The sequence below is a fragment of the Streptomyces cucumeris genome (assembly GCF_024295805.1).
Lineage (GTDB): Bacteria > Actinomycetota > Actinomycetes > Streptomycetales > Streptomycetaceae > Streptomyces > Streptomyces cucumeris.
This window is the reverse complement of record NZ_JANCLX010000016.1, coordinates 18322-31843: the sequence shown is the minus strand read 5'-3', so window position 1 is coordinate 31843 and position 13522 is coordinate 18322. Positions and strand designations below refer to the sequence as shown.

General features: G+C 69.7%; 12 protein-coding genes. 6 read left to right on the top strand and 6 right to left on the bottom strand.

Going from position 1 to position 13522, the window contains the following annotated elements; genetic code table 11:
- Positions 1 to 10 precede the first annotated feature (10 nt).
- From cydB to hisC, 3 genes are all read right to left on the bottom strand, one after another.
- Positions 11 to 1024 carry a cytochrome d ubiquinol oxidase subunit II gene (gene cydB / locus NMK44_RS22850; protein ID WP_254745974.1) on the bottom strand — a complete coding sequence of 338 codons (1014 nt, stop codon included), beginning with the start codon at positions 1022 to 1024 and terminating at the stop codon, positions 11 to 13.
- A gap of 54 nt (positions 1025 to 1078) precedes the next feature.
- Positions 1079 to 2674 (bottom strand): cytochrome ubiquinol oxidase subunit I, encoded by a 1596-nt coding sequence (locus tag NMK44_RS22845; protein ID WP_254745972.1) that lies wholly within the window; start codon positions 2672 to 2674, stop codon positions 1079 to 1081.
- Positions 2675 to 2881: 207 nt separating this feature from the next.
- Positions 2882 to 3961: a histidinol-phosphate transaminase gene (hisC, locus tag NMK44_RS22840; RefSeq protein ID WP_254745970.1), complete on the bottom strand. Its 1080-nt coding sequence runs from the start codon at positions 3959 to 3961 to the stop codon at positions 2882 to 2884.
- A 405-nt stretch (positions 3962 to 4366) separates the two neighbouring features.
- On the opposite strand from hisC, the gene NMK44_RS22835 reads away from it, so the two are divergent.
- The 3 genes from NMK44_RS22835 to NMK44_RS22825 all read left to right on the top strand — a co-directional run bounded on the left by NMK44_RS22835 (position 4367) and on the right by NMK44_RS22825 (position 8010).
- Positions 4367 to 5467: a LacI family DNA-binding transcriptional regulator gene (locus NMK44_RS22835; protein WP_254745968.1), complete on the top strand. Its 1101-nt coding sequence runs from the start codon at positions 4367 to 4369 to the stop codon at positions 5465 to 5467.
- Between the two features lie 231 nt (positions 5468 to 5698).
- Positions 5699 to 6970 (top strand): metallophosphoesterase, encoded by a 1272-nt coding sequence (locus tag NMK44_RS22830; RefSeq protein ID WP_254745966.1) that lies wholly within the window; start codon positions 5699 to 5701, stop codon positions 6968 to 6970.
- A gap of 191 nt (positions 6971 to 7161) precedes the next feature.
- Positions 7162 to 8010 (top strand): hypothetical protein, encoded by an 849-nt coding sequence (locus NMK44_RS22825; RefSeq protein WP_254745964.1) that lies wholly within the window; start codon positions 7162 to 7164, stop codon positions 8008 to 8010.
- Between the two features lie 34 nt (positions 8011 to 8044).
- On the opposite strand, the gene NMK44_RS22820 is transcribed toward NMK44_RS22825, so the two are convergent.
- Positions 8045 to 8764, bottom strand: coding sequence for an SDR family NAD(P)-dependent oxidoreductase (locus tag NMK44_RS22820; RefSeq protein WP_374215322.1), 720 nt, complete (start codon positions 8762 to 8764; stop codon positions 8045 to 8047).
- Positions 8765 to 8975: 211 nt separating this feature from the next.
- Here NMK44_RS22820 and NMK44_RS22815 point away from each other — a divergent pair, with 211 nt between their 5' ends.
- Complete coding sequence (locus tag NMK44_RS22815; RefSeq protein ID WP_254745960.1) at positions 8976 to 9677, top strand: type 1 glutamine amidotransferase domain-containing protein; 702 nt, start codon at positions 8976 to 8978, stop codon at positions 9675 to 9677.
- Here NMK44_RS22815 and NMK44_RS22810 read toward each other — a convergent pair.
- Positions 9607 to 10134 (bottom strand): winged helix-turn-helix transcriptional regulator, encoded by a 528-nt coding sequence (locus NMK44_RS22810; protein WP_254745958.1) that lies wholly within the window; start codon positions 10132 to 10134, stop codon positions 9607 to 9609. The two genes, NMK44_RS22815 and NMK44_RS22810, sit on opposite strands and share 71 nt — an antisense overlap.
- Between NMK44_RS22810 and NMK44_RS22805 the strand changes: the two genes are divergently transcribed.
- Together NMK44_RS22805 and NMK44_RS22800 are read left to right on the top strand one after the other, a co-directional pair.
- Positions 10135 to 10542, top strand: coding sequence for a YybH family protein (locus NMK44_RS22805; protein WP_254745955.1), 408 nt, complete (start codon positions 10135 to 10137; stop codon positions 10540 to 10542).
- A gap of 225 nt (positions 10543 to 10767) precedes the next feature.
- Positions 10768 to 11583: a glycosyltransferase family 2 protein gene (locus NMK44_RS22800; protein ID WP_254745953.1), complete on the top strand. Its 816-nt coding sequence runs from the start codon at positions 10768 to 10770 to the stop codon at positions 11581 to 11583.
- Between the two features lie 88 nt (positions 11584 to 11671).
- On the opposite strand, the gene thiC is transcribed toward NMK44_RS22800, so the two are convergent.
- On the bottom strand, positions 11672 to 13438 hold the full coding sequence (gene thiC, locus NMK44_RS22795; RefSeq protein WP_254745951.1) for a phosphomethylpyrimidine synthase ThiC: 1767 nt from the start codon (positions 13436 to 13438) through the stop codon (positions 11672 to 11674).
- Positions 13439 to 13522: the final 84 nt, after the last annotated feature.

Genomic DNA, 13522 nt, shown 5'->3' with positions numbered 1-13522 from the left:
CCCGCGAGACTCAGTGAGCGCTCGGCTCGGGGATGTGCTGGGTACCGATCCGCTTGCGGAACACCCAGTACGTCCACGCCTGGTAGGCCATGATCAGCGGCGCCATGATGACCGCGACCCACGTCATGATCTTCAGCGTGTAGGGGCTGGAGGCCGCGTTGGCCGCCGTCAGACTCCACCGCGGATCGAGCGAGGACGGCATGACGTCCGGGAAGAGCGCGAGGAAGAGCATGGCCACCGCCGCCGCCACGGTCACCCCGGACAGGGCGAACGCCCAGCCCTCCCGTCCACGCCGGTTCATCACCAGCGCCACGGCCAGGGCCAGAACGGCGATCACCATGGCCACCAGACTGCGCCCGTTACCGCTGTGGGCCTGGGTCCAGACCAGGAACGGCAGGGCGACCGCGACGGTGGCCAGGCCGAGCACACCCGCCAGGCGCCGCGCCCTGACCCGGATGTCACCGGTCGTCTTGAGCGCAGCGAAGACGGCGCCGTGGAAGGTGAAGAGCACCAGGGTCATCACACCGCCGAGTACGGCGTACGGGGAGACCAGGTCCATCAGCCCGCCGGTGTAGTTCTTGTCCGAGCCGATCGGCACCCCGCGCACCAGATTGGCGAAGAGGGCACCCCAGAGGAACGCGGGCAGCAGCGAGCACCAGAAGATCGCGTTCTCCCAGTTGCGCTGCCAGCGCTCCTCGGGCCGCTTGTGCCGGTACTCGAAGGCGACGCCGCGCAGGATCAGACAGACCAGGACGGCCAGCAGCGGCAGATAGAAACCGCTGAAGAGCGTGGCGTACCAGTCGGGGAAGGCGGCGAAGGTCGCCCCGGCCGCGGTGATCAGCCACACCTCGTTGCCGTCCCACACCGGGCCGATGGTGTTGATCAGCACCCGGCGTTCGGTGCGGTCGCGCGCCAGCAGTTTGGTCAGCACACCGATGCCGAAGTCGAAGCCCTCGAGGAAGAAGTAGCCCGTCCAGAGGAAGGCGATCAGCACAAACCAGATGTCGTGCAGGTCCGGTGACATGGCTCTCTCAGCTCTCTTCCACTCGTCTCGTCCGCGCGATCCGTCAGCGGTCCGTCAGTACGCGAAGGTCAGCGGCTTGTCGGCATCCGCGTCGGCCTCGGCGTCGGCGGCCCCGCCGCCCGGGCCGCCGGAGGGCAGCCGCAGCCTGGGGTCCTTCGCGGGCGGCTTCTCGTCGGTGTCCGGTCCAGCCTTGGCGTACTTGGCCAGCAGCCGTATCTCGACCACCGCGAGCACCCCGTAGAGGAGGGTGAAGACGCCCAGTGAGATCAGCACCTCGGTCTGGCCGACCCCGGGGGAGACCGCGTCGGAGGTCTTCATCAGGCCGTAGACCACCCAGGGCTGGCGGCCCATCTCGGTGAAGATCCAGCCGAAGGAGTTGGCGATCAGCGGGAAGCCCATAGTGAGGATGCCGATCCGCCAGGACCAGGTGGTGAACAGCGGGCTCATCTCGCGCTTCTTGGTGAGCATCAGCCGCGGCACCTCGTACTCACCGGTGCGGAACGCGGGGTCCAGCCATCGCTTACGGCGGGTCGTCCACAGTCCGATCAGTCCGGCGGCGAACGAGGTCATCCCGAAGCCGATCATCAGCCGGAATCCCCAGAAGGTCATGAAGATGCTGGGGATGTAGTCCTCGGGCTCACCGCCGTAGGCGGCGGCCTCCTGGCGGGCGATGTCGTTGATCCCGGGCACCGCGTCGGTGAAGTTGCTGTGCGAGAGGAAGGAGAGCAGTCCGGGCACCTCCAGCTCCACGCTGTTGTGGCCCTCACCGACATCGCCGACGGCGAAGACCGAGAAGGGGGCGGGCGCCTGGGTCTCCCACAGCGCCTCGGCCGCCGCCATCTTCATCGGCTGCTGCTCGAACATCACCTTGCCGAGCTGGTCACCGCTGATCGCCGTACCGAGCCCCGCGATGACGGCGATCACCAGACCCACCCGCAGCGAGCTGCGCATGGCGCCGATCTGCTGGGTGCGCTTCTCGCTCAGCCGCTCACCGCGCAGCGTGGCGCGCTTGGCCCGCCACAGGTGGAAGGAGGCGATACCGATCACAAAGGCGCCGCCGGTGAGGAAGGCCGCGGTGAGCGTGTGGAAGACCACGACCAGGGTGGTGTTCTGGGTGAGCACCGCCCAGATGTCGGTGAGCTGCGCCTTCCCGGTGGCCTTGTCGATCGTGTAGCCGACGGGGTGCTGCATCCAGGAGTTGGCGGCCAGGATGAAGTACGAGGACAGCACCGTGCCGAGCGAGACGATCCAGATACAGGCGCAGTGGATCTTCTTCGGCAGCTTGTCCCAGCCGAAGATCCACAACCCGATGAAGGTGGACTCGAAGAAGAAGGCGAGCAGCGCCTCCATCGCCAGCGGGGCGCCGAAGACATCACCGACGAAGCGCGAGTAGTCGGACCAGTTCATACCGAACTGGAACTCCTGCACGATGCCGGTCACGACCCCCATCGCGATGTTGATCAGGAAGAGCTTGCCCCAGAACTTGGTGGCGTGGAAGTACTTCTCCTTGCCCGTGCGGACCCAGGCGGTTTCCAGACCGGCGGTGATCGCGGCGAGAGAGATCGTCAGCGGGACGAAGAGGAAGTGGTAGACGGTGGTGATTCCGAACTGCCATCGCGCTAGCGACTCCGGCGCCAGAGCCAGATTCACGGATCTCTCCTTACGGTCTTGCCTGCACCCCCGGGGGGAGCTTGTGAACGTATTCACATTCACAAGCAATCATCGCACATGCCTTCGCCCCCTCCCACCTGGGGGTGGTAGGGGGCGAAGGGGGTACGTAGGGATATCCTTTGCGCTTCGGTCAGGGGCCGGTGAACCCCTTGACAGCGCCGGGTCCGGGCGCCCGGACCGCCGGGCTCAGAGCTCCTTGCGGAACCGCTCGGCGACGGTCAGGAAGAGATCGTTGGCCTCCCGCTCACCGATGGTCGCGCGCATCCCCTCACCCGGGAACGGCCGCACCACCACACCCGCCGCCTCGCACGCCGCCGCGAAATCGGCCGTCCGCTCCCCCAGCCGCAGCCACACGAAGTTCGCCTGTGAGTCCGGGACCGTCCAGCCCTGGCCGGTCAGCGCCTCCCGCACCCGGGCGCGCTCCGCCACCAGCGCGTCCACCCGCTCGCGCAGCGCGTCCTCGCTGCGCAGGGAGGCCACCGCCGCGTCCTGGGCGAGCTGGCTGACGCCGAAGGGCACCGCCGTCTTGCGCAGGGCCGCGGCGACCGGCTCATGGGCGATCGCGAAGCCAACCCGCAGCCCGGCCAGGCCGTACGCCTTGGAGAAGGTGCGCAGCACACAGACATTGGGCCGGTCCCGGTAGAGCTCGATGCCGTTCGGCACCCGGTCGTCCCGGATGAACTCGATGTACGCCTCGTCCAGCACCACCAGCACATCGGACGGCACCCGGTCCAGGAAGCGCTCCAGCTCGGCCCGGCGCACCACGGTGCTGGTCGGATTGTTGGGGTTACAGACGAAAATCAGCCGTGTCCGGTCGGTGATCGCGGCCGCCATCGCGTCCAGATCGTGTTCCTCGGCCTCGTTCAGCGGCACCCGTACCGAGGTCGCCCCCGCGATCTGCGTGATGATCGGATAGGCCTCGAAGGACCGCCAGGCGTAGATCACCTCGTCCCCCGGTCCGGCCGTGGACTGGACGAGCTGCTGGGCCACGCCGACCGACCCGGTCCCGGTGGCCAGGTGGTCCAGCGGCACGTCGAACCGGCTCGCCAGCTCGGCCATCAGCCCGGTGCACGCCAGGTCGGGGTAGCGGTTGAAGGAGGCGGCCGCGCCGACCGCGGACTCCAGCACCCCGGCCAGCGGCGGATACGGGTTCTCGTTGGAGGACAGCTTGAAGGCGCGCGGGCCGCCCGCGGCAGCCGGTTTGCCGGGCTTGTACGTCGGAACGTCATCCAGCGCGGCGCGCAGCTTGGGGCTCTTCTCGGTCACCGACAGTCCTCCTCGACCCATCCCGTCGCGTCCCGTGCGCAGCGGGCGCGCACGGCAATACTGCACACCTTATGAGGATTCCCCCGTCCCGCGTACCCGCCGGAGCGGTCCGCGTAGCCGCCGCCCGGGCCCGCGCGGTGAACGGGGGGAGCGCCCCGTTTTTGGATGCGCGCCGGTGGCGAGCGCCGTGGCGCGCGTCACCCGTGAAGGTGAGTTGAGACCTCTTCGAGACATGGAGCAATCAGCAGGCGTGGATATGCCAGAGGCGATGAGAAATCCTCCGAATCCCTCAACTGGCTTCACTTCCAAGGGGATTGAGGAAAGCGCTCATGCAGAAACGTGCCTTCCGAATACCGATGGCGAATTCGCGCAGACTCCCCGCGCGCGCCCTACTATCGGCTGGCCATGACAGCAGCAGGGAAGCACCAGGTGAGCCGGTCGACCGGCCGCCGGTTAGGGCGGGCGGGCATCCGGGACGTGGCCGCCGCCGCCGGGGTCTCCATCACGACCGTCTCCGACGCGCTCAACGGCAAGGGCCGGCTCCCGGACGCCACCCGCCGCCATGTCCGCGAAGTCGCCGAGCGGCTGGGCTACCGCCCGTCCGCCGCGGCCCGCACCCTCCGTACCGGAAAGTCCGGCCTGATCGGCCTGACCGTGACCACGTACGGGGATGAACCTTTCACCTTCACCGAGTTCGCCTACTTCGCCGAGATGGCGCGGGCCGCCACCTCCGCCGCGCTGGCCCGCGGCTACGCCCTCGTCATCCTCCCCGCCACCTCCCGTCACGACGTGTGGTCCAACGTCGCGCTGGACGGCACGGTGGTGATCGACCCCTCCGACCACGATCCGGTCGTCACCGAACTGCTCCGCCAGGGCATCCCGGTGGTCAGCGACGGCCGTCCGGCCGGCACCCTCCCGGTCACCGCCTGGGTGGACAACGACCACGAGGCCGCCGTGTTCGGGCTGCTGGACCACCTCTCCGAGGCCGGGGCCCGCCGGATCGGTCTGCTCACCGGAACCTCCACCGACACCTACACCCGGCTCTCCACCACCGCCTATCTGGACTGGTGCGAGCGCGTGGGCCAGGACCCGGTCTACGAGGAGTACCCCGCGCACGACCCCTGTGCCGGGGCCGTGGCCGCCGACCGGCTGCTCGCCCGGCCCGACCGCCCCGACGCGGTCTACGGCCTCTTCGACCCCAACGGCACCGATCTGCTCGCCGCCGCCCGCCGCTACGGTCTGCGCGTCCCGGAGGACCTGCTGCTGGTGTGCTGCAGCGAGTCCGCGGTCTACCGGACCACCGAGCCGCCCGTCACGACGCTCTCCCTCAAACCGCGCCGGATCGGCACCGCGGTCGTACAGTTGCTGATCGACGCCATCGAGGGGGTCGACACCGACCAACCGGTGGAGCAGGTCATACCCACGGAATTGATGGTGCGGGCGTCGTCACAGCGCCGCCCGCCCCGTACGACGGTCAGCGCGCCGCGCAGCCGTGCCGGAGGCTGATCTGAGAGCGACTCAAGGATGACCCGAGCAGGACCTGGGGCCAATGGACTTCCCCTACCGGGCCAATCCGGGATAAAAGTCCGCCCGAGCAGGATCGAGTACCGATTGACAGCCCCCTGGTGCGTCACAAGCCCTCACCGTCATTCCTATGATGGGCGGACGACACCGCGGACCGCCGTCGACCAGGCAAGGTCCACAAGGTGGCACGGCGGCGCAATGGTGGAGGGGTCGATGACTCAGGGGGCCGGTCTGGAAGCCACGGCAGGGAACACGGCGGCGACTCCGCGCGTGCCCGCGTACGGGGCGTCCACGCCGCCCGGAGCGGTTCCGCCCGCCCCCCTGCCATCCGTGCCGGGGGGCCACGTTCCGGTGCCGTCCGGGCCGTCCGCACCGCCGGTGCCCGTGGCGCACGGGCGGGTGCCACGCGGTCAGTCACCGGCGCCCGCCCCGGCGCCCGCGCCCGCCTCCCCGGCGCCCGCGCCGTCCGCACCGGAGCCCGCCCCGGCCGCGCCCGCCCAGGCGCCGCCGCCACGCGAGTACACACCGACCGAGCGGCTGCCCATCATGGGCCCGGGCCACACCATCCCGGACACCCCGCTGGTCCCCCCGCAGGACCGGCCGACCGTGGCCTTCACCCCGGTGCCCGAGCCCGAGGAGGGGCCGCTCGCCGAGGACGAGGGGCCCGGCCCGCTGTATGTCGTGGGCGATGTCCACGGCTACTACGACGAGCTGCGCGAGGCACTCGCCGCCGAGGGCCTGATCGACGCCAAGGGCAACTGGTCCGCGGGCAACACCCGCCTGTGGTTCCTGGGCGACTTCACCGACCGGGGTCCGGACGGCATCGGGGTCATCGACCTCGTCATGCAGCTCTCCGCCGAGGCCGCCGCAGCCGGTGGCTACTGCAAGGCGCTGATGGGCAATCACGAGCTGCTGCTGCTCGGCGCCAAGCGGTTCGGGGACACCCCCGTCAACTCCGGTGCGGGCACCGCCTCCTTCCAGGCCGCCTGGCTGCTCAACGGCGGCCAGCGCAGCGATATGGAGCGGCTGGAGGACCACCACCTCCAGTGGATGTCCCGGCTGGACGCGATGGCCGAGGAGGACGGCCATCTGCTGGTCCACTCCGACACCACCGCCTATCTGGAGTACGGCGACTCGATCGAGGCGGTCAACGACGCCGTGACCGAGGCGCTCCAGCGCGGGGACGCCGATGAGTGCTGGGACATGTTCCGCAAGTTCACCAAGCGGTTCGCCTTCCGGGACGAGGACTCCGGTCCGCTGGCCGCCCGCGAACTGCTCGACGCCTACGGCGGACAGCGCATCGTCCACGGCCACAGCCCGATTCCGTATCTGCTCGGCGAGGTCGGCTCCGAGGACGACGAGGACGGCGGCGCGCCGGTCGTCGAGGGACCGCATGTCTATGCCGATCAGCTCGCCGTGGCCATGGACGGCGGCGTCACGATGGCCGGGAAACTGCTGGTCGTGCAACTTCCGCTGGACGACTGAGGGTTCAGCGAGCGCTTACGCGGGAAGATAGAGGGTTTCACCGACGCGGAAGCAATTCGCGAAACTTGCTGTCACCTCGTGCCGGATCGGCTCTACCATCGGCCTATCCGTCGCAGGCTCTCCTCCGTTTCCGCCGGACGGCCCGGTGTACGCCGGGTCACAAGGCCCTACGGAGTATCGGGGGATGCACCATGAAAAGCACTCCGCACCTGCTGATCGAGGACCGCCCGGAGTTCGAGCGCGTCCTCGACGAGGCGCTGCGTACCGCGGACCTCCATCCGGACCTTACCGGTACCGGACGGCTGACCGCCGACCAGCTCCGCACGATGGCGCTCGGCGCCTCGGCCGCGATAGCGGCCTGCGCCGCGCCCGAGTACCAGGACTTCGTGGCGGCGCGCGCCCGGCTGCGCGAGCCCGCCCCGGCCCGTCCCCTCGCGGGGCTCGCGGACCCGGCGGCGGAGGACGGCGCCACGGGCCTGGCCGGGGCGGTGCAGGACGCCGCGGGGGCGGGGCTGGTGGCCATGCTCGCCGTGCTGGCCCCGGTGCTCGCGGGGACGGCCGCGATCATCTTCCTGCTGGTCGGCTATGTGCTGAGCGTCCTGGACCCCACGCCGTCCATCGCCCACCCCATGGTCACCGCGGGCTGGTTCTTCGCCGCGCTCGCCGCCGCGGCCATGCTGATCGCCGCGGTCGGTCTGCTGCTGACCGCGCTGCGCAACGGCTCCAGCGCGATCAGGGGCGGGGCGCGCAGTGAGGATCTCGAGGAGCTGGACCAGGCGCGGGAGGTGTGGCGCCGGGCCCTGATGGAGCGCGGTGTGCTGCCCTTCCTGCGTGAGGCGCTGGCGAATCCGTCGGCTCCGGCCAAGGCGTCCGACGCCTATGTCCCGAGCCGGTCGGAAGCAGTCGGCCGGACCCCGCACCTGGGGTACAGCCGCCCCGGTTTCAGCACGGACGACGAGGGCCCCAAGGCCCGCCCGCGCTACAGCAGTCCGGACTACTCCAGCCCGGACTACGGCGGCCCGGAGCACCAGCCGGACTGACCGGGCGGCGTCGTGTCCCGTGCCGGGCTGGAGCTCAGGTGAGCTCCAGCCCGCCGTCCACCGTGAGCACCTGGCCGGTGAGCCAGGCCGCCCCGGAGTCGGCGAACCGCAGGATCCACCCCGCGACCTCGTCCGGGTCCCCGCGCCGCCCCAGCGGGATACGGGCCTCCTCGTCCGCGGTGATCTGGTCGATCACCGCGAACGGCAGACCGGAGGCGGCCAGTGCCTCGCTCTCGGTCGGACCGGCGGCCACCGCGTTGACCCGGACCCCGTCGGGCGCCAGCTCCAGCGCCCAGCTCCGGGTCAGCGCCTCCAGCGCGGCCTTGGCGGCACCGTAGTGCGCGGCACCGGCGAGCGGACGGTGTCCGAAGGTGCTGGACACATTGACGATCGCGCCCCGCGCCGTGCGCAGCGACGGCAGCGCCGCGCCCGCCAGCACACTGGGCGCGACCACGTTGACGTCCAGCAGCCGGACCACCCGGGCCGAGGTGACCTCCGCGAGCGGCATCGCCGCGAATACCCCCGCATTGTTGACCAGGACGTCCAGTCGGCCCCAGCGCTCCAGCACGGCCCGGACGACCTCCTCGGCGGAGCCGTCCGCGGTGACGTCCGCGGGGTGCGAGGCGATGCCCGGATGGCAGGCCGCGGTCTCGGCGAGGGCCTCCGCCCGCCGCCCGACCCCCAGCACCCGCGCGCCCTCCTCCGCGAACGCGGTCGCCGTGGCCCGTCCGATCCCTGATCCCGCTCCGGTCACGATCGCGACCCGCCCCTCGAGACGACCGGCAGTCGCCCCCGGCCCGGTCATGGGTGCCCGGCGGTGCATGCGGATGTGGACACGGTTCCAGCATGACGCCGCCCCGGCAGAGCGGCCACCCGGCCGCGTTGCCGCCCGAATCCGCCGGGTCTAGGCTCGAATTGACCATAGGCGCGCCTCTATCGATGACATCGACACGAGGGGCAATGGGATGCCTGCGACGAAGAAGATCCTGGTCGTCGTCACCAATGTGGACGAGTACGAGAAGACCGGGATGCGGACGGGGCTGTGGCTGGGCGAGCTGACCCACTTCTGGGATGTCGCCGAGCGGGGCGGTTACGCCATGGACATCGCCAGTCCGTCCGGCGGGAAGGTGCCGATCGACCCGGAGAGCCTGTCCCACGAGGTACTGGGCGAGCTGGGCACCGGCAAGCGCTACGCGGACCGGGAGTACATGGACCTCCTCGACGACACCAAGAAGGTCTCCGAGGTGAACCTGGACGACTACGACGCCATCTACCTCACCGGCGGCCACGGGGTGATGTTCGACTTCCCGCAGAGCCAGGACCTGGAGGACCTGATGGCGCGGTTCTACGAGACCGGCCGGGTGGTCTCCACCGTCTGCCATGGCGCGACCGGTCTGCTGAACGTGGTGCTCAGCGACGGACAGCCGCTGGTGCGGGGGAAGCGGGTGACCGGCTTCTCCTGGCCGGAGGAGGAACTGGCGGCGCGCGCGGACGCGGTGCCGTACAGCCTCCAGGAGGAGCTGACGAAGCTGGGCGCCGACTACCGCACGGCAGCCAGGCCCTTCGACACCTATGTGGTCGAGGACGAGCGGCTGATCACCGGTCAGAACCCGGGCAGTGCGAAGGCGGTGGCCGAAGCGGTGGTCCACCGGCTGGAGGCCGCCTGACCGGCGACGGACCGGGCGGTGCCGCGGCGGAGGTGAGCCGCAGCAGCACCTCTCCGGTGGCATACAGCTCGATGAGCAGGGGCCGCAGCGCCCGGCCCGCCTCGGTCAGGGTGTAGCGGGTACGGACCGGGAAGCCGGGCTGCCGCTCCACCGCCACCAGCCCGCGTTCCCGCAAGGCGCGCAGCCGGTCGCTGAGCACCTTCGGCGACAGCTCCGGCAGCAGGGCCCGCAGCTCGGTGAAGCCGCGCGGACCGCCCATCAGCTCGCGGAGGAGCAAGGTCGCCCAGCGCCCCGAGACCGCCGCGAGCGCCGCCTCGACCGGGCAGTCCGGTTCGGGCCGGCGGGTACGGCCCGAGCGGCTCGGCACCAGGTCGTCGTCCCAGTCACCCCCGTCGTCCCGGTCATCGGCGTGGGTTTCCGTTTGGTGACCCACTCCGGCGGGGGCTTGGCTGGCCATATGACGCATCCTCCCAGTGTGCGGCTGGCGACCGAGGCCGCCGCGCACCCTCATGTCTTCGCCGACGCCTTCAACACCTACGACCCCGACGCCCTCGACCAGGTCTACGAACCCGGCGCGGCCTTCGCCCCCGAACCGGGCCGTACCGTCACCGGAGCCGAACGGCGGCGCGCCAACGCGGAGTTCCAGCGGCTGCGGGTGCCGATCCGGGTGGCCCCCCGCCATACCTACATCGTCGGCGACGTGGCCCTCCTGATCGTGGACTGGACCGTGGAGGGCACCGCGGCCGACGGCAGCGAGGTCCGTATCGAGGGCACGGCGACCGACGTCGCCCGCCGCGGCCCCGACGGCTTCTGGCGCTACCTCATCGACGTCCCCTTCGGGACGGCCCGCACCGGACCCTCCTGAATCCGCGTGAAAGCCACCGCCGACGCCGGTCCGCAATCGACGGTCCGCCATCGACGGTCAGGCCGACCTCTTGAGCGCACAGCGCTTTCCGGCGCGAAGTCCTCGATGGACGACGGTCCTTGACGGCAACCGACACCGCCTCCCACGGAAATATTCCGCGTCGTCACAAAGATCATTTTCCAATACACTTACTCTTCGTAAGTCTGTTCGGGGGAAAGGAAAGTGATGTTCACCTTCGTCATACCCGCATACAACGAAGAGCCCACTGTGGCATCGATCGTGGAGCAGGCACGCATCGCCGCGCAACCCGGGGACCGCGTACTGGTCGTCGACAGCGCTTCGACCGACGGAACCGCGGAGGAAGCGGCCAGGGCCGGGGCGGAGGTCCTGCTCGGGCCGCGCGGCAAGGGCGCGGCCATGAACGCCGCTCTTGCCGGCGTAACGACCGAGTGGGTCTGCTTTCTCGACTCCGACCTGGTCTCGTCGAAGACCAACGTACCGGCCACGCTCCGCGAAGCGGCGGCATCCGGCAACGGCGACCATGTGATAGGCGACTACGAGTACGACTACCCGGGCACGATACTGAGCGCCACGTTCACGATCTATGAACCCCTCACCGCTGAACTCTTTCCCGAAGTCGGCTTCCACGGCGCCAACTCCCTGACGGGATTCCGCGCGATTCGGACTTCACGCATCCAGCACCCCCTGCCGGCCGACTTCGGTGTTGAAGCGTTTCTCAACATTTCGACCGCTCTCGCCGGCGGCACGGTGAATGTCTGCCATCTGGACGTCATCGAGAGCCGATTCCGGTACAACGGCGGCAGCATGGCTCATGAGATCGGCAAGACGATCCTCGACATGGCCGTCGCGCACGGCCGTCTGTCGCCCAGTGACCGGCCGCACTGGGAGCGGTGGATCACGGAGGGCGTCAACGCCATCACGCCCCACACAGCGGACAGCGGCCGATCGGCCACGCTGGCCCGGTTGTTCACCGCGGTCCGCCGGCCGATGCCGTTCCGGAGCCAGGTCCGGACCGCCTGAAGCCGACCGTCCACTCCGGCAGGGTGCGGCAACGCACTGAGCGGTGGAGGCGTGGCGGCCTCCACCGCTCGGCCGGTCCCCCGGGAGGTCAGTCCGCGATCGGCAGATAGACGCGGTTGCCCGCTTCCGCGAACTCCTGGGACTTCTGGAGCATCCCCGCCTCGACCTCCTCCATCGAGGCCCCGTCCGAGCCGAAGCGCTCGGAGATATCCCGGCTGATCTTCATGGAGCAGAACTTCGGCCCGCACATCGAGCAGAAGTGCGCCGTCTTGGCGGGTTCGGCCGGGAGGGTCTCATCGTGGAAGGAGCGTGCGGTGTCCGGGTCGAGGGCCAGGTTGAACTGGTCCTCCCAGCGGAACTCGAACCGCGCGTCGGACAGCGCGTCATCCCATTCCTGGGCGCCCGGATGGCCCTTGGCCAGGTCGGCGGCGTGCGCGGCGATCTTGTAGGTGATCACGCCGGTCTTGACGTCGTCACGGTCCGGCAGGCCCAGGTGCTCCTTGGGCGTGACGTAGCAGAGCATCGCCGTGCCCCACCAGGCGATCATCGCCGCGCCGATGCCCGAGGTGATGTGGTCGTAGGCGGGGGCGATATCCGTGGTGAGCGGGCCCAGGGTGTAGAAGGGCGCCTCCTCGCAGATCTCCTGCTGGAGGTCGACATTCTCCTTGATCTTGTGCATCGGGACATGGCCCGGCCCCTCGATCATGGTCTGGACACCGTGCTCCTTGGCGATCTTGTTGAGTTCGCCGAGGGTGCGCAGTTCGGCGAACTGCGCCTCGTCGTTGGCGTCCGCGATCGACCCCGGACGCAGTCCGTCGCCCAGCGAGTAGGTGACGTCATAGGCCGCGAGGATCTCGCAGAGCTCCTCGAAGTGCGTGTAGAGGAAGCTCTCCTCGTGGTGGGCCAGACACCAGGCCGCCATGATCGAGCCACCGCGCGAGACGATGCCGGTCTTGCGGCGCGCGGTGAGCGGTACGTACGGCAGCCGGACACCCGCGTGCACCGTCATGTAGTCGACGCCCTGCTCGGCCTGTTCGATGACCGTGTCCTTGTAGATCTCCCAGGTCAGCTCCTCGGCCTTGCCGTCGACCTTCTCCAGGGCCTGGTAGAGCGGCACGGTGCCGATGGGCACGGGGGAGTTGCGCAGCACCCACTCACGGGTGGTGTGGATGTTGCGCCCCGTGGACAGGTCCATGACCGTGTCGGCGCCCCATCGGGTCGCCCAGGTCATCTTCTCGACCTCCTCCTCGATGGAGGAGGTGACCGCGGAGTTGCCGATGTTGGCGTTGACCTTCACCAGGAACCGCTTGCCGATGATCATCGGCTCGATCTCGGGGTGGTTGACGTTGGCGGGCAGTACGGCCCGGCCCGCCGCGATCTCCTCCCGGATCACCTCGGGGGAGACGTTCTCGCGTACGGCCACGTACTCCATCTCGGCCGTGATCTCGCCCCGCCGGGCGTACGCGAGCTGGGTGACCCCGGCGCCGTCCCGGCCGCGGCGCGGCTGGCGCGGACGGCCGGGGAAGACGGCGTCGAGATTGCGCAATCCGCCCCGGGGAGAGGTGTGTTTGAGCCCGTCGTCCTCGGGCCGGACCGGACGGCCCGAGTACTCCTCGGTATCGCCGCGGGCGATGATCCAGTTCTGTCGCAGCGGGTGGAGACCGCGGCGGACGTCGGTGTCGATCTGGGGGTCGGTGTACGGACCGGAAGTGTCGTAGAGCGTCACATCGCGGCCATTGGTGAGGTGCACTCGGCGGACCGGGACCTGGATGTCGGGGCGGGAACCCGTGACATATCCCTTGTGCCACCCGATGTCGGTGGCGTGTCCGCGCATGCGTGCATCCTGCTGAGTCATGAGACCCACTCCCTACGCCGGCATTACCCGGTAACAGGTTCAGCGGTCGGCGCAGCTGTCGCGTCAGCGCCCTCTCAGCCCGGT